The sequence below is a fragment of the Carnobacterium jeotgali MS3 genome (genome assembly GCF_000745125.1).
Taxonomy (GTDB): Bacteria; Bacillota; Bacilli; order Lactobacillales; family Carnobacteriaceae; genus Carnobacterium_B; species Carnobacterium_B jeotgali.
Window position 1 is genome coordinate 577,802 of record NZ_JQNF01000010.1, and the last position, 13,733, is coordinate 591,534.

The following is a 13,733-nucleotide window of genomic DNA, read 5'->3' on the forward strand; positions in this document are numbered from 1 at the left end:
TCCATATTCTTATCTGTTTGTTTGAATGCACAATAAGTTTCCGGGGCTCATCGTGGTGGCAAACAATACCATTTAATATTCTACCCTTAATATTAACTTTTGTCAAATTGTTTTTTATGAATAATCCATTTTTTTCATCAATCGTGATTTGGATTTTCATTGCTGGGTTATGCAACTCTTGAAACAAAGTAAGCCATCAATAAATCATCAACAAACTGAGCATCCATCCAAAACTCATCTTTCAACCGACCTTCTATTTCAAAGCCGTTTTTTTGATACAATTGAATAGCTGCGGGATTTGTAGATAAGACTCGTAACGATAATTTGTGGATACCCTGTTCAGCGGCTAAGAGCTTGATAGCCGTTAACAAAGCTGTTCCCACCCCTTTACCCTGAGCATCCGGATGAACACCGACATCAACCATCCAGGTCTTTTGGTGCGTCGTTAATCCTGTAGGGTTATGGAATCCTAGAAAACCAGCAATTTCCCCGCTCTCTTCTGCTCTAGCGACAAGTTGTGAACCCTCAGTGTACTGTTTTTGGTAATCTTCCACTGTTTCATAAGTTGTTACCTGAGGCGTATTGCCTAAATGCCAAATTTGATTTTCAATCGCCATCAATTGAGGGTAATCCTTTCGTTCACTTAACCGTATGATCCAATTCATGTTGCACCTGCTCTCCCAGTTTGTTGCTTTCTTGATAGTCTGTCCCAGATTGAGCGATCGAGGGTTTGTAATAGACTTCCATTAAATACAATCCTTGAGGTTTAGCTGTAGGACCTGCTTCATTGCGGTCTTTGACGGCTAATAGTCGTTTAATCTCATCTGCTGGACGCAGCCCGTTTGCAATTTGCAATAATGTGCCAACGAATATACGGACCATATTGTACAAAAAGCCATTTCCACTAAATGTAAAAATCAATTCATTGTTGAAGACATCTTTTACGACACTAGCTTCATAAACGGTGCGCACTTTATTTTCTCTGCCACTGTTGCTCGCACAAAAGCTGGAAAAGTCATGTTCCCCTTCTAGATCCTTCAGCGCGTTTTGCAACTTTTCCATATCGATTGGATAAGGGTGGTGCAATGTGTACAACCGTTTAAAAGGATTTGGAATCGCATTTAAATCAACTCGGTATTGGTATTTCTTTCCTGATGTGTTGTACCGTGCATGAAAGTTCGTATCCACAATCGCTACTTTTTCTACGAATAATTCATCTGTCGTTAAACTGTTCAATGCTCGCTGCATATTTTCGACAGGCAATAGGATTGGGTAGTCAAAATGGATCACTTGCCCTTTTGCATGTACGCCAGAATCAGTCCGGCCAGAACCGTGAATAATAATTTCTATTCCTTTTGTCATGATTTTCAAAGCTTTTTGAATTTCACCTTGAACGGTACGATCATTCGGTTGGATTTGAAATCCAGCAAAGTGCGTCCCATCGTATTGTACAATCATTTTATAACGTATCCATTCCATCGTTGTTCGACTCCTTTAAAAATAACCTATTCTCAATCAACTAAAAGTCAAAGAACCTTTCACAATCTTAATAGAAAGGTTCTTTGAATGTTTTTTATTTTCTTAATACGACTAATCCAACGGTCAATGCAGCGTATCCTAGCATCGCTATAGTATCGCGTGATACCCAATCTAACTTACGGTATTTCGTTCGTCCTTCGCCACCTTTATATCCTCTTGCTTCCATGGCCGTAGCCAATTCTTCAGCACGGTTGAATGAGCTGACAAATAATGGAATCAAGATGGGAACGATAGATTTCATTTGTTGAAAGATGTTTCCTTCGCCAAAATCAACCCCACGAGCACGTTGAGCATTCATAATTTTTTCAGTCTCGTCCATCAATGTTGGGACAAAACGCAAAGCAATCGACAACATCAAAGCAATTTCATAAACCGGTACTTTGACCACTTTCAAAGGACGCAATAAGTATTCAATCGCATCTGTTAATGATAGCGGCATCGTGGTCAATGTCAGCAGTGTCGACATAAAAATGATTAAAACAAAGCGACAAAAAATGAAGACTCCGTTTAACAGCCCTTCTTGAGAGACAATGATTGGACCCCAATCAAAGTACACAGTACTTCCGCCTGTAAAGAGAACCTGCAAGACCACTGTAAAGAGTATTAACCAAATCAAAGGTTTGACCCCATTGATAAAGAAACTTAGTTTAATCGTAGATAGGCGAATCGCCGTTAACGCGAACGCTAATAACAAAAGATACGTCAGCCAATTATTCGCTAAGAAAATAATACCGATAAAAATAACTGTTCCAAGTAATTTAGCTCGTGGATCTAATTTATGAATCCAAGAATCTCCAGGGATGTAACGACCAAAAATCAATTTATCCATCATTGGTCATCACCCACTTTTAATTCATTTGGTTGTTGTTTTAAAGCTTTAGCAATTTCATCTGCTAAATCAGCTGTTGTCAATGGCAATTCATTGAAGATAAGGCCTGTTTTTTGGCTTAAGAGGCTGCCAAATGAAACTGCGGCAGGAACACCTAATTGTTTTGATTCAAGCCATGGTGCGTCTTTAAATACGTCTTGAGGCGCACCTTCTTTAATGACGGTACCTTTTTCAAGCACGACCATATGATCGGCATAATTTGCTACATCATCCATTTGATGCGTCACTAGGATGATTGTCAGTCCTTGCGTGCGGTATAACTGATAGAACATGTCCATCATTTCTTTTCTACCTTGCGGATCTAGTCCAGCAGTCGGTTCATCTAAGACCAACACTTCTGGTTCCATCGCTAAAACGCCAGCAATAGCCACGCGTCGCATTTGCCCACCAGACAGGTCAAAGGGTGAGCGTTCCATGTAGGATGCGTCTAAACCTACAATAGGCAGTATACGCTTAGCCAACTCAATTCCTTCTTCTTCAGAAGCTCCAAAATTTTTCGGTCCAAAAGCAATATCCTTAGCAACCGATTCTTCAAACAGCTGTGATTCCGGAAATTGGAAGACGATTCCGACTTTTTTGCGGATACTCTTCAAGTTTTTATTATTGGATTGTGATGTAATGACGCGGTCTCCAATCGTTACCGTACCTTCACTAGGTTTCATCAGCGCATTCAGATGTTGCAATACAGTTGATTTCCCACTACCCGTATGACCTACTAACGCCGTAAAGCTGCCTTCTTTGATATGTAAATCGATATCATAAAGTGCTCGGTTTTGGAAAGGTGTCCCTTTTTGGTAGGTATAGCCTACTTTTTCGAAAGTAATGTCCATAGCCATTCCACCATCCCTTCTTCAGTCAAATAATCTGCTGGAACAGCGATTCCACGGTCACGCAAATCACTTTTCAATTTCTCAGCAAATGGTAAATCAAGACCCATTTCTACTAATTGGTCTCCATAAGAAAAAATTTCTTCTGGTGTTCCTTCTTGCACCAATTCGCCATTTTTCATCACTAAAATACGATTCGCATTTGCGGCTTCATCAATATCATGTGTAATCGAAATAACAGTCAAATTCGCTTTTTCTTTAATTTCCTTAACTGTTGCTAGAACTTCTTGTCGGCCTTGAGGATCAAGCATGCTAGTAGCTTCATCTAAAATAATGATTTGTGGGCGCAATGCTACAACACCTGCAATAGCCACCCGTTGTTTTTGTCCACCAGACAAACGAGCTGGTTCTTTTTCCATAAAGTCTTGCATCTTCACACGTGTGATTGCACTTTTGACACGTTCGATCATATCGGCTCTAGGGACACCTTGATTTTCTAGTCCAAATGCAACATCATCTTGCACTGTTGAGCCTACAAATTGATTGTCCGGGTTTTGAAAAACCATTCCAACCATCTCACGGATGTTCCAAATGTTTTCTTCACTTAAAATAAGCCCACCCACGGTTACTTCACCTTGACTAGGAGCAACTAACCCATTGATCGTTTTTGCAAGAGTAGATTTTCCAGAACCATTATGCCCAATAATAGCGATCCATTCGCCATCTTCAATTGATAGAGAGACATTTTTCAACGCTGGTCTATCATCCGTATCATGGTACTGATAAGAAATATTTTTTAATGTTATTATTTTATCCATTGAACATTCCTCACGTTCTATATACTAAAAAAGAGTCGTTTCTTTTCCAGCTTTCTAAATACAAATTTAATTAAGCCTAACAAAAAACAAGATCGGTTGCAATCTGAGAATCGCAGACTCACCTAAATAGTTTTCACTAAACTACTGTAATAGTATAGCACTTTTTCATCCGTTTTCGGAGGTGTCTTGACATATTTTAAAAGAAGCTTACATTTTTTTATTTTCATAAATCCAAATCTTTAATAGATAGTACGCTCTTAGGTATACTATCCGTTAGCCATATTCTACCCATATAGCCTGCAAACTCTCTAAAAGTACCATATGCTTAATTTCAGAGCACACATACACTCTTTATTCTGTGTGGTTAGACTATATCGCAGTCATTCCATTTTCCATATTGTCTTTTCAGCCGATTTTTTATATTAAAAAAGGAAACAAATATATGGACACCCCCACCTACTTGTTTCCTTTCTTAAGACAAAAAAAATCACTTTCTTTTGATGAATTTACCTCTCCTGAATGAGCAAACTCAGTTCAGGAGAAGTTTCGAGCTAGACTTGGAAATCAATATGAATTGATCCCATCATCATAACACTCTTTGCATACATCTAAAAAGTGAAACATATTGAACTTAAACAATTTTTTGTAAGCACTAAATACACGCGGCAACTCGTCATTTTAGTGACACTTTAAAATTAAACTAATTCAATAATAACCATTGGTGCAGCATCGCCGCGACGTGGTTGAGTTTTCATGATACGTGTGTATCCACCTTGACGCTCAGCGTAACGTGGAGCAACATCGCTAAATAATTTTTGTAAAACTGATTGAACAACGATATCTTCGCCTTCTTCTTTAACAGAAGCGACTTCATTGCGTACGAATTCTGCAGCTTGACGACGTGCATGTAAATCGCCTTTTTTACCTAAAGTTATCATTTTTTCAGTCGTTTTACGGACTTCTTTAGCGCGAGCTTCAGTTGTTACGATACGTTCGTTGATGATCAAATCAGAAGTTAAGTCGCGTAGCATTGCTTTACGTTGTGAACTTGTACGTCCTAATTTACGGTAACCCATTGTACATTTCCTCCCTTGTTACAGTACTAGTCATCTTGGCGTAAGTTTAAGTCTAATTCAGCTAACTTAAATTTCACTTCTTCAAGTGATTTACGTCCTAGATTACGTACTTTAATCATTTCAGCTTCAGTTTTATCTGTTAACTCTTGAACAGAATTGATTCCGGCACGTTTCAAACAGTTGTATGAACGGACAGATAAATCAAGTTCTTCAATTGTCATTTCAAGCATTTTTTCTTTATGAGTTTCTTCTTTTTCTACCATGATTTCAGCTTTACGAGCTTCATCAGTTAGATTTACAAAGACATTCAAATGTTCTGTAAGAATTTTAGCTGCTAAACTTACAGCCTCTTCTGGACTAATTGAACCATCAGCCCAAACATCAAGTGTTAATTTATCAGAAATATTTTTCTGACCCACTCGAGTATTCTCAACTTGATAATTCACACGACTGACCGGGGTGTAAATTGAATCGATTGGCAATACACCAATTGGCATATCATCTTGTTTATTGTGTTCAGCTCTTACATATCCTCGTCCTGATTTTGCTGTCATGCGTACGTGGAAACGTGCACCTTCTGCAACAGTACAAATGTACAAGTCAGGATTTAAAATTTCAACATCGCTATCATAAATGATATCGGCTGCTGTAACAACAGCTGGACCTTTAACATCGATTTCAATCGTCTTGTCTTCACCAGAATATAACTTGAGAGCAAGTTTTTTAATATTTAAAATGATTGATGTTACATCTTCAACAACACCATCTACAGTTGAAAATTCATGTAATACACCATCAATTTGAATAGTAGTTACTGCTGCTCCTGGAAGAGAAGACAACAAAATACGACGTAGTGAATTACCTAGCGTTGTACCATAACCACGTTCAAGTGGTTCTACAACGAATTTACCAAACTTGGCATCATCGCTGATCTCAATCGTTTCAATTCTTGGTTTCTCAATTTCGATCATTCTATCTATACCCCTTTCAAAACGTTAAGTTCATGTTACTGAGTGCAACCTTACATAGTGAAGCAGCTCTCAATTAAACACGACGGCGTTTTGGAGGGCGGCATCCATTATGAGGAATTGGAGTTACGTCACGAATTGCTGTAACTTCTAAACCAGTAGCTTGTAAAGAACGAATTGCTGCTTCACGACCAGAACCTGGTCCTTTAACTGCAACTTCTACAGTTTTCATTCCATTTTCCATACTTACTTTAGCAGCTGCTTCTGCTGCCATTTGTGCTGCAAATGGAGTAGATTTTTTTGATCCGCGGAATCCTAGAGCTCCGGCTGAAGACCATGAAATCGCATTTCCATGTACATCTGTAATCATTACGATTGTGTTGTTAAAAGTAGAACGAATATGTGCAACTCCGCTTTCTACATTCTTTTTAACACGACGTTTACGTGTAACTTTTTTTGCCATGAGGTTACCTCCTTACTAATGTTTTATTTTTTCTTGCCTGTAATTGATTTAGCTGGGCCTTTACGAGTACGCGCGTTGTTTTTCGTGTTTTGTCCACGAACTGGTAAACCACGGCGATGGCGCATGCCTCGGTATGATCCGATTTCAATTAAGCGTTTGATGTCTTGGCTTACTTCACGACGAAGGTCACCTTCAACTTTTAATGTATCAATTGTCGCACGAATAGCGTCTAATTGATCATTTGACAAGTCACGTACACGAATTTCTTCAGATACGCCAGCATCTTTTAAGACTTTTTGAGCTGTTGTTTTACCGATTCCATATATATAAGTTAAAGAGATTATTACACGTTTGTCACGCGGAATATCTACACCTGCAATACGAGCCATTAACAATTACACCTCCTGTTTTTTTTAATGATTATCCTTGACGTTGTTTGTGTTTAGGGTTTTCGCAAATCACCATAACACGTCCTTTACGACGGATAACTTTGCATTTGTCACAAATTTTCTTTACTGATGGTCTTACTTTCATGAACTATACCTCCTATTTTATTGACGGAGTACAATTATTTAAAGCGATAAGTTATGCGACCACGTGATAAATCGTACGGGGACAACTCAACTGTTACTTTGTCTCCTGGTAGGATTCTAATGTAGTGCATTCGGATTTTACCTGAAACGTGAGCCAATACAACATGGCCATTTTCAAGTTCGACTTTAAACATTGCATTCGGCAAAGTTTCAACGACTGTTCCTTCAATTTCAATGACATCGTCTTTCGCCACGCCTAGTACCTCCTTAAAATTGTTTCGCATTTACACGCGATAAACAGTGAGCGCACTTAGCCCTCACCTTCTATTTGTTTAATCTTCTTATAATAACACAACATATCAGCATTGAAAAGTCAACACCTCGAATATTGTACCACAAATTAAATATAGTGACAAGTAGCCTCGCTCGAATACTGATTAAACAATTTCAATCGTGAGCTAGCTGGCAGTGACTTATATCAAGAAAATAATGAAGCCATTGTTCCTCTGTTCAATTACTTAGTGTTTGAAATTATGTTTTGGACATTTATAAAAACATCTTTAACATCATCTTCACCATTTACAGTGTACAACACATTACGTTCTTTATAAAAGTCTAATAGAGGTTCGGTCAACTCTAAGTTGACACTAATACGATTTTCAACTGTTTCAGGTTTGTCGTCTTCTCTTTGATAGAATTCATGTCCACCACATCGATCACAAGTTCCTTCAACCACTGGTGGTTTATTGATTTTATGATACGTTGCGCCACATGAACGACAAATGATCCGTCCAGTCAAACGTTGCATTAAAATATCTTTGTTAACACTGATGTAAACAACAGCATCTAACTTTTTGTTTAGATCTATTAAAATTTCTTCCAAAGCTTGCGCTTGGTTAAGCGTTCTAGGAAAGCCATCTAATAAAAATCCATTTTCAGTATCTGCTTCAGCCAAACGTTCTTTTACAATCCCGTTTGTAACTTCATCAGGTACTAAATCGCCTTTATCCATATAAGTTTTAGCTTCTAGTCCTAAGGCAGTTTCATTTTTGATAGCAGCACGGAACATATCCCCTGTTGAAATGTGTGGCACATTGTATGTGTCAACAATTTGTTCAGCTTGTGTTCCTTTACCTGCACCAGGAAGACCCATTAAAATGAGATTCAAGATTATTCCTCCTTAAATGTAAGAATGAGTGCCGAGGATAATCCTCAACACTTTCTTCTTATTGTATAAAGCCTTGGTAACTTTTTTTAGACATTTGGCCTTCAAGTTGTCTCATAAGTTCTAAAGCAACACCAACTACGATAAGTAGGCTGGTACCACCTAGAGAAACAGATTGAGGTAAGTTCCAAACGTTTGACGCAAGTATTGGTAGTAATGCGATAACCCCTAGGTAAACCGCTCCGACAGTACTCAAACGCGTTAACGTGTTTGAAATAAAATCTTGAGTGGGTTTTCCAGGACGCACACTAGGAATATATCCGCCTTGTTTTTGTAAATTCTCAGCAACTTTTTCTGGGTTCACTTGGATGAATGCATAGAAATAAGTAAAGACTACAATTAAAACAGTATAAAGAACTGCTCCGATTGGTTCTTGCAAATTAAAAATCTTGTTTAAAATGATAAACCATTGTGCATCTGCATTCGTAGCACTAAAGAATCCTAAGATTGTTTGTGGTGTCATAATAAATGAACTTGCAAAAATTACTGGAATTACACCAGCTGAATTTACTTTTAACGGCAAGTGAGTATCCTGACCTGAGCCAGCTGAGCGTTTTGAGTATTGAACAGGAATTTTTCTTTTTGCATTTTCAACGTAAACGACTGTTACAATAATTGCTACAAAAGCAATGGCAATTAGAAGTGAGAAGAATAAAGCTTGCGCCATTTGATCTCCAGCATTTCGTATTTGCGAATTGTAAAAATCCCATAAATCAGAAGGTACACGAGCAACGATACCTGAGAAGATAATCATTGAAGTCCCGTTTCCAAATCCCTTAACTGTGATTTGTTCCCCTAGCCACATAACCAACATTGTACCAGCAGTAAACATGATAGCAATCATAAGGTAAGTATTCGTTCCTGGATTGATAATCAATCCTTGGTTCGTGCCAGCATTAAACCCATAAGAGATACCGATTGCTTGAACAAACGCCAAACCAATCGTTAAGTATCTAGTAACTTGATTTAATTTTCTGCGGCCTACTTCACCTTGTTTTGCCCATTCAGCAAACTTCGGAATAATATCCATTTGTAACAGTTGAACAACAATTGAGGCAGTGATATATGGTGATACGCCTAGTGCAAAAATAGAAAATCTGTCTAATGCTCCCCCACCAATTGTATTTAACAAGCTAAACAATGAACTATTTGAGGATAGATCTTGTAAAGCTGCCGCATTGACACCAGGAACCGTTATATGAGTTCCTAGTCTAAATACGATTAAAATACCTAAAGTGAAGATAATTCTACTTCGAATGTCCTTTGCTTTAAAGGATTCTATAAGCAGTTTGATCATTAGATCACCTCAACTGAACCGCCAGCAGCTTCAATTGCTTCTTTAGCTGCTTGGGAGAATTTGCTTGCTTGAACAGTAAGTTTACGTTCAACTTGACCATTACCCAAAACTTTAATCCCTGATTTTTCAGATTTAATGACTTTAGTTTCTATTAATAATGCTGGTGTTACTACTGTACCATCTTCGAAACGGTTCAAAGTATCAAGATTAACAATAGCAAACTCTTTACGATTAATATTCGTAAATCCACGTTTTGGAACACGACGGAATAATGGAGTTTGTCCACCTTCAAATCCTAAACGTACGCCACCACCTGAACGTGAGTTTTGTCCTTTTTGACCTCGACCTGATGTTTTACCGTTACCTGATGAAGTCCCACGTCCAACGCGGTTACGCACTTTACGAGATCCTTCTGCGGGTTGTAATTCATGAAGTTTCATATAGATTAGGCACCTCCTTCAATTAAAGTTTACTTACTTGTTTCTATACTTCTTTAACGTCAACTAAATGTGAGATTGTTTTTACCATACCAGTGATAGCTTCATTGGCAGGTTTAACTACAGTGCTATTGATTTTTCTTAATCCAAGAGCTGTAACTGTATCTCTTTGGTTTTGAGGACGTCCGATAACGCTACGTTTTAAAGTAATTTCTAAATTAGCCATTTCTTAATGTCCTCCTTATCCTATAATTTCTTCGACAGTTTTTCCACGAAGTTTTGCAACTTCTTCAACGCGTTTTAATTGTAATAAGCCCTCAACGGTAGCACGGATCATGTTGATCGGTGTGCTTGAACCTAATGATTTGCTTGTTACGTCTGCAACTCCAGCTAATTCCAATACGGCACGTACTGGACCACCAGCAGAAACCCCAGAACCGGCAACAGCAGGTTTAATTAAAATGTTACCGCCGCTATAACGACCGATAACTGCGTGAGGAATCGTAGTATCTACCATAGGTACTTCAATAAGATTCTTTTTAGCATCTTCAATTGCTTTGCGGATAGCTTCTGGTACTTCTTGTGCTTTACCAGTACCGAAACCTACGTGTCCGTTTTTATCTCCGACAACAACGATAGCAGCAAAACGTAGACGACGTCCACCTTTAACAACTTTAGTTACGCGGTTGATTGAAACGACACGATCTTCTAATTCCAAATGTGTTGGATCGATGTAAACCATGTGTGGTATTCCTCCTTTTTTTAAAATTCTAGTCCATTTTCGCGAGCAGCTTCAGCTAAAGCTTGAACACGGCCATGGTAAAGGTATCCACCACGGTCAAAGACTACTTCTTTAATACCTTTTTCAACAGCTAATTTAGCGATAGCTGAACCAACAGCTGAAGCTTGTGCTGATTTTGTTTCGCCTGAAACTTCTTTATCTAATGAAGATGCACTTGCTAGCGTCACACCCGCTACGTCATCAATTACTTGAGCGTAGATGTTTTTATTAGAACGGAACACGTTTAAGCGTGGGCACTCTGCAGTACCAGAAATCTTAGAACGTACACGACCATGTCTTTTCAGACGTAGTTTGTTTTTGTCTGGTTTTGTAATCACAATTGTCACCTCTTTAATTTAATGGTTGAATCTTAGGCAGCCAGGCTATTATTTACCTGTTTTACCTTCTTTACGACGTACAACTTCGTCAGAATAACGAATTCCTTTACCTTTATAAGGTTCAGGTGGACGTACGCTACGAATGTTAGCAGCTAAAGCGCCAACTTTCTCTTTGTTCATTCCTTTAACAACTACTTTAGTATTTGCAGGAACTTCAATGTTAAGACCATCTTCTGCAGTAAATTCTACAGGATGAGAGTAACCAACGTTCAATACAAGTTTACTACCTTGTAATTGTGCACGGTACCCTACACCAATTAATTCTAAAGTTTTTTCAAAACCAACAGTTACACCAACAATCATGTTGTTTAAGTTAGCACGCATTGTGCCATGTAGTGCACGATTTGCTTTCAAGTCATTTGGACGAGAAAAGTTAATTTCGTTGCCTTCTACATTCATTGTGATAACTGGGCTGAAAGAACGACTCAATTCACCTTTTGGTCCCTTAACGGTAACGATATCCTCATTACGAGTAACCGTTACACCTTCAGGGATAGTGATTGTTTTATTACCGATACGGCTCACAGCAATACACCTCCTTGATTATTATTACTTATTACCAAACGTAAGCGATTATTTCGCCACCAATATTTTTTGCTCTTGCTTCTTTATCTGTGATGACACCTTCAGAAGTTGATACGATCGCAATACCAAGTCCGTTAAGAACTTTAGGTACTTCGCCAGCTTTAGCGTATACACGCAAACCTGGTTTAGAGATACGTTTCAATCCTGTGATAACACGTTCGTTGTCTTTTCCGTATTTTAAGAAAACGCGGATAACGCCTTGTTTGTCATCTTCCATGTATTCAACATCTTTAATGAAACCTTCACGTTTCAAGATGTTAGCAATGTCTTTTTTAATTTTTGAAGCAGGTGCTTCTAATTGTTCGTGACGTGCTTGGTTAGCATTACGTACACGAGTTAGAAAATCTGCAATCGGATCTGTCATGACCATTGAATTTAGCCTCCTTTATGCGAGTATCGTATTACCAGCTTGCTTTTTTCATGCCTGGAATTTGTCCTTTATAGGCAAGTTCACGGACGCAAATACGGCAAAGTTTAAATTTGCGGTAAACTGAATGTGGGCGTCCACAGCGTTCACAACGAGTATATGCTTGAGTTGAGAACTTAGCAGGGCGTTTGTTTTTAGCAATTAGTGATTTTTTAGCCACGTAGTTCGCCTCCTATTATTATTTTTGGAATGGCATTCCAAGTTGTGTTAAAAGTTCACGAGATTCTTCGTCTGTATTAGCAGTAGTTACAATAACAATGTCCATTCCGCGAGTTTTGTCTACTTTATCGTAGTCAACTTCAGGGAAGATTAATTGTTCTTTAACTCCTAATGTGTAGTTTCCGCGTCCGTCAAAAGCTTTATTGCTTATGCCGTGGAAATCACGTACACGAGGAAGTGAAACAGAAACCAATTTGTCTAGGAAATCGTACATTCTGTCTCCACGTAATGTTACTTTAGTACCAATTGGCATACCTTCACGTAAACGGAAGCCAGCGATTGATTTTTTAGCTTTAGTGATCAATGGTTTTTGACCAGAGATTACTGTTAATTCTTCAACAGCTTTATCTAAGTTTTTAGCATTTGATACAGCATCACCCACACCCATGTTGATAACGATTTTATCTACTTGAGGTGTTTGCATAATTGATTTGTAACCAAATTTTTCTACCATTGATGGTGTTACTTCTTTGATATACTTTTCTTTAAGGCGGTTCATGAAGTTCATACCTCCTTCCTTATCTATTATTTATCTAAAACTTCACCGGTTTTTTTAGAAATACGTACTTTTTTACCGTCTTCTACTTTAAAGCCAACACGAGTTGGTTCGCCAGTTGAAGCGTCTATAAGCATAACATTTGAAACGTGTATAGGGGCTTCCATTTCAATGATTCCACCTTGTGGATTCGCTGAATTAGGTTTTTGATGTTTTTTCATAACATTAACGCCTTCTACGATTACACGATCTTTTTTAGGAAAAGCTTTTAATACAACAGCTTCAGTTCCTTTGTCTTTGCCAGTAATAACTTTTACTTTATCACCTGTTTTAATGTACATGTCTTTCACGCACCTCCTTTGTGGATGGTAATTAATTAAAGAACTTCTGGAGCAAGTGAAACGATCTTCATGAAGTTGTTGTCACGTAATTCGCGAGCAACTGGTCCAAAGATACGAGTTCCACGTGGGCTCTTATCGTCACGAATGATTACACATGCATTTTCATCAAATTTAATGTATGAACCATCTGCACGGCGAGCTCCTGATTTAGTACGAACGATAACTGCACGAACGACTTCACCTTTTTTGACAACGCCACCTGGTGTTGCTTGTTTTACAGTACAAACAATAACATCACCAATATTAGCAGTTTTACGGCCAGATCCGCCTAATACTTTAATAGTTAAGACTTCACGAGCTCCTGAGTTATCTGCAACTCTCAAACGACTTTCTGTTTGGATCACGGTTGTATCC

23 protein-coding genes are annotated in these 13,733 nt (G+C 38.3%); all 23 read right to left on the reverse strand.

The window, feature by feature from the left end:
• Nucleotides 1-167 precede the first annotated feature (167 nt).
• Nucleotides 168-665, reverse strand: coding sequence for a GNAT family N-acetyltransferase (locus BP18_RS10310; protein ID WP_029277877.1), 498 nt, complete (start codon nucleotides 663-665; stop codon nucleotides 168-170).
• Complete coding sequence (truA, locus tag BP18_RS10315) at nucleotides 640-1,479, reverse strand: tRNA pseudouridine(38-40) synthase TruA (RefSeq protein WP_029277879.1); 840 nt, start codon at nucleotides 1,477-1,479, stop codon at nucleotides 640-642. The genes BP18_RS10310 and truA overlap by 26 nt, the downstream gene beginning before the upstream one ends.
• A gap of 94 nt (nucleotides 1,480-1,573) precedes the next feature.
• On the reverse strand, nucleotides 1,574-2,371 hold the full coding sequence (locus BP18_RS10320; RefSeq protein ID WP_029277881.1) for an energy-coupling factor transporter transmembrane component T family protein: 798 nt from the start codon (nucleotides 2,369-2,371) through the stop codon (nucleotides 1,574-1,576).
• The gene (locus tag BP18_RS10325) at nucleotides 2,368-3,258 is read right to left on the reverse strand and encodes an energy-coupling factor ABC transporter ATP-binding protein (RefSeq protein WP_035050700.1); all 891 of its coding nucleotides are present in this window, start codon (nucleotides 3,256-3,258) and stop codon (nucleotides 2,368-2,370) included. The genes BP18_RS10320 and BP18_RS10325 overlap by 4 nt, the downstream gene beginning before the upstream one ends.
• Nucleotides 3,234-4,073, reverse strand: coding sequence for an energy-coupling factor ABC transporter ATP-binding protein (locus tag BP18_RS10330; protein ID WP_029277883.1), 840 nt, complete (start codon nucleotides 4,071-4,073; stop codon nucleotides 3,234-3,236). The genes BP18_RS10325 and BP18_RS10330 overlap by 25 nt, the downstream gene beginning before the upstream one ends.
• A gap of 695 nt (nucleotides 4,074-4,768) precedes the next feature.
• Entirely contained in the window at nucleotides 4,769-5,149 is a 381-nt protein-coding gene (gene rplQ / locus BP18_RS10335; protein ID WP_007722182.1) for a 50S ribosomal protein L17, read from the reverse strand.
• Nucleotides 5,150-5,175: 26 nt separating this feature from the next.
• Nucleotides 5,176-6,120, reverse strand: coding sequence for a DNA-directed RNA polymerase subunit alpha (locus BP18_RS10340; protein WP_007722184.1), 945 nt, complete (start codon nucleotides 6,118-6,120; stop codon nucleotides 5,176-5,178).
• 73 nt (nucleotides 6,121-6,193) lie between these two features.
• Entirely contained in the window at nucleotides 6,194-6,580 is a 387-nt protein-coding gene (gene rpsK / locus BP18_RS10345; RefSeq protein ID WP_007722186.1) for a 30S ribosomal protein S11, read from the reverse strand.
• 23 nt (nucleotides 6,581-6,603) lie between these two features.
• Entirely contained in the window at nucleotides 6,604-6,969 is a 366-nt protein-coding gene (gene rpsM, locus BP18_RS10350) for a 30S ribosomal protein S13 (protein WP_007722188.1), read from the reverse strand.
• Between the two features lie 31 nt (nucleotides 6,970-7,000).
• A complete protein-coding gene (rpmJ, locus tag BP18_RS10355; protein ID WP_007722194.1) occupies nucleotides 7,001-7,114 on the reverse strand; it encodes a 50S ribosomal protein L36 in 114 nt (37 codons plus the stop codon).
• A 34-nt stretch (nucleotides 7,115-7,148) separates the two neighbouring features.
• On the reverse strand, nucleotides 7,149-7,367 hold the full coding sequence (infA, locus tag BP18_RS10360) for a translation initiation factor IF-1 (protein WP_013712012.1): 219 nt from the start codon (nucleotides 7,365-7,367) through the stop codon (nucleotides 7,149-7,151).
• A gap of 260 nt (nucleotides 7,368-7,627) precedes the next feature.
• A complete protein-coding gene (locus BP18_RS10365) occupies nucleotides 7,628-8,281 on the reverse strand; it encodes an adenylate kinase (protein WP_007725703.1) in 654 nt (217 codons plus the stop codon).
• A 58-nt stretch (nucleotides 8,282-8,339) separates the two neighbouring features.
• The gene (gene secY, locus BP18_RS10370; protein WP_007725702.1) at nucleotides 8,340-9,635 is read right to left on the reverse strand and encodes a preprotein translocase subunit SecY; all 1,296 of its coding nucleotides are present in this window, start codon (nucleotides 9,633-9,635) and stop codon (nucleotides 8,340-8,342) included.
• The gene (gene rplO, locus BP18_RS10375) at nucleotides 9,635-10,075 is read right to left on the reverse strand and encodes a 50S ribosomal protein L15 (RefSeq protein WP_007725701.1); all 441 of its coding nucleotides are present in this window, start codon (nucleotides 10,073-10,075) and stop codon (nucleotides 9,635-9,637) included. The genes secY and rplO overlap by 1 nt, the downstream gene beginning before the upstream one ends.
• 43 nt (nucleotides 10,076-10,118) lie before the next feature.
• Nucleotides 10,119-10,298 carry a 50S ribosomal protein L30 gene (rpmD, locus tag BP18_RS10380; protein ID WP_007725700.1) on the reverse strand — a complete coding sequence of 60 codons (180 nt, stop codon included), beginning with the start codon at nucleotides 10,296-10,298 and terminating at the stop codon, nucleotides 10,119-10,121.
• Nucleotides 10,299-10,313: 15 nt separating this feature from the next.
• Complete coding sequence (rpsE, locus tag BP18_RS10385) at nucleotides 10,314-10,814, reverse strand: 30S ribosomal protein S5 (protein WP_007725699.1); 501 nt, start codon at nucleotides 10,812-10,814, stop codon at nucleotides 10,314-10,316.
• Between the two features lie 20 nt (nucleotides 10,815-10,834).
• Nucleotides 10,835-11,191 (reverse strand): 50S ribosomal protein L18, encoded by a 357-nt coding sequence (rplR, locus tag BP18_RS10390; protein ID WP_007725698.1) that lies wholly within the window; start codon nucleotides 11,189-11,191, stop codon nucleotides 10,835-10,837.
• A gap of 48 nt (nucleotides 11,192-11,239) precedes the next feature.
• Nucleotides 11,240-11,776: a 50S ribosomal protein L6 gene (gene rplF, locus BP18_RS10395; protein WP_007725697.1), complete on the reverse strand. Its 537-nt coding sequence runs from the start codon at nucleotides 11,774-11,776 to the stop codon at nucleotides 11,240-11,242.
• Nucleotides 11,777-11,807: 31 nt separating this feature from the next.
• A complete protein-coding gene (rpsH, locus tag BP18_RS10400) occupies nucleotides 11,808-12,206 on the reverse strand; it encodes a 30S ribosomal protein S8 (protein WP_007725696.1) in 399 nt (132 codons plus the stop codon).
• Nucleotides 12,207-12,237: 31 nt separating this feature from the next.
• Nucleotides 12,238-12,423: a type Z 30S ribosomal protein S14 gene (locus tag BP18_RS10405; protein WP_007725695.1), complete on the reverse strand. Its 186-nt coding sequence runs from the start codon at nucleotides 12,421-12,423 to the stop codon at nucleotides 12,238-12,240.
• A gap of 18 nt (nucleotides 12,424-12,441) precedes the next feature.
• Nucleotides 12,442-12,981 (reverse strand): 50S ribosomal protein L5, encoded by a 540-nt coding sequence (gene rplE / locus BP18_RS10410; RefSeq protein WP_007725694.1) that lies wholly within the window; start codon nucleotides 12,979-12,981, stop codon nucleotides 12,442-12,444.
• 26 nt (nucleotides 12,982-13,007) lie between these two features.
• Nucleotides 13,008-13,319, reverse strand: a complete 312-nt coding sequence (gene rplX, locus BP18_RS10415) for a 50S ribosomal protein L24 (protein WP_007725693.1) — start codon at nucleotides 13,317-13,319, stop codon at nucleotides 13,008-13,010.
• Between the two features lie 35 nt (nucleotides 13,320-13,354).
• Nucleotides 13,355-13,723 carry a 50S ribosomal protein L14 gene (gene rplN / locus BP18_RS10420; RefSeq protein ID WP_007725692.1) on the reverse strand — a complete coding sequence of 123 codons (369 nt, stop codon included), beginning with the start codon at nucleotides 13,721-13,723 and terminating at the stop codon, nucleotides 13,355-13,357.
• Nucleotides 13,724-13,733 lie beyond the last annotated feature (10 nt).

Bases quoted from the DNA above. Each gene is read 5' to 3' on its own strand.
- rplQ (WP_007722182.1), bottom strand. From the start codon at position 5,149: ATGGGTTACCGTAAATTAGGACGTACAAGTTCACAACGTAAAGCAATG.
- BP18_RS10340 (WP_007722184.1), bottom strand. From the start codon at position 6,120: ATGATCGAAATTGAGAAACCAAGAATTGAAACGATTGAGATCAGCGAT.
- rplX (WP_007725693.1), bottom strand. From the start codon at position 13,319: ATGTACATTAAAACAGGTGATAAAGTAAAAGTTATTACTGGCAAAGAC.
- BP18_RS10320 (WP_029277881.1), bottom strand. From the start codon at position 2,371: ATGATGGATAAATTGATTTTTGGTCGTTACATCCCTGGAGATTCTTGG.
- BP18_RS10330 (WP_029277883.1), bottom strand. From the start codon at position 4,073: ATGGATAAAATAATAACATTAAAAAATATTTCTTATCAGTACCATGAT.
- truA (WP_029277879.1), bottom strand. From the start codon at position 1,479: ATGGAATGGATACGTTATAAAATGATTGTACAATACGATGGGACGCAC.
- BP18_RS10310 (WP_029277877.1), bottom strand. From the start codon at position 665: ATGAATTGGATCATACGGTTAAGTGAACGAAAGGATTACCCTCAATTG.
- secY (WP_007725702.1), bottom strand. From the start codon at position 9,635: ATGATCAAACTGCTTATAGAATCCTTTAAAGCAAAGGACATTCGAAGT.
- rpsE (WP_007725699.1), bottom strand. From the start codon at position 10,814: ATGGTTTACATCGATCCAACACATTTGGAATTAGAAGATCGTGTCGTT.
- rpmJ (WP_007722194.1), bottom strand. From the start codon at position 7,114: ATGAAAGTAAGACCATCAGTAAAGAAAATTTGTGACAAATGCAAAGTT.
- rplE (WP_007725694.1), bottom strand. From the start codon at position 12,981: ATGAACCGCCTTAAAGAAAAGTATATCAAAGAAGTAACACCATCAATG.
- rpsM (WP_007722188.1), bottom strand. From the start codon at position 6,969: ATGGCTCGTATTGCAGGTGTAGATATTCCGCGTGACAAACGTGTAATA.
- rpsH (WP_007725696.1), bottom strand. From the start codon at position 12,206: ATGGTCATGACAGATCCGATTGCAGATTTTCTAACTCGTGTACGTAAT.
- rpmD (WP_007725700.1), bottom strand. From the start codon at position 10,298: ATGGCTAATTTAGAAATTACTTTAAAACGTAGCGTTATCGGACGTCCT.
- rplO (WP_007725701.1), bottom strand. From the start codon at position 10,075: ATGAAACTTCATGAATTACAACCCGCAGAAGGATCTCGTAAAGTGCGT.
- BP18_RS10325 (WP_035050700.1), bottom strand. From the start codon at position 3,258: ATGGACATTACTTTCGAAAAAGTAGGCTATACCTACCAAAAAGGGACA.
- rpsK (WP_007722186.1), bottom strand. From the start codon at position 6,580: ATGGCAAAAAAAGTTACACGTAAACGTCGTGTTAAAAAGAATGTAGAA.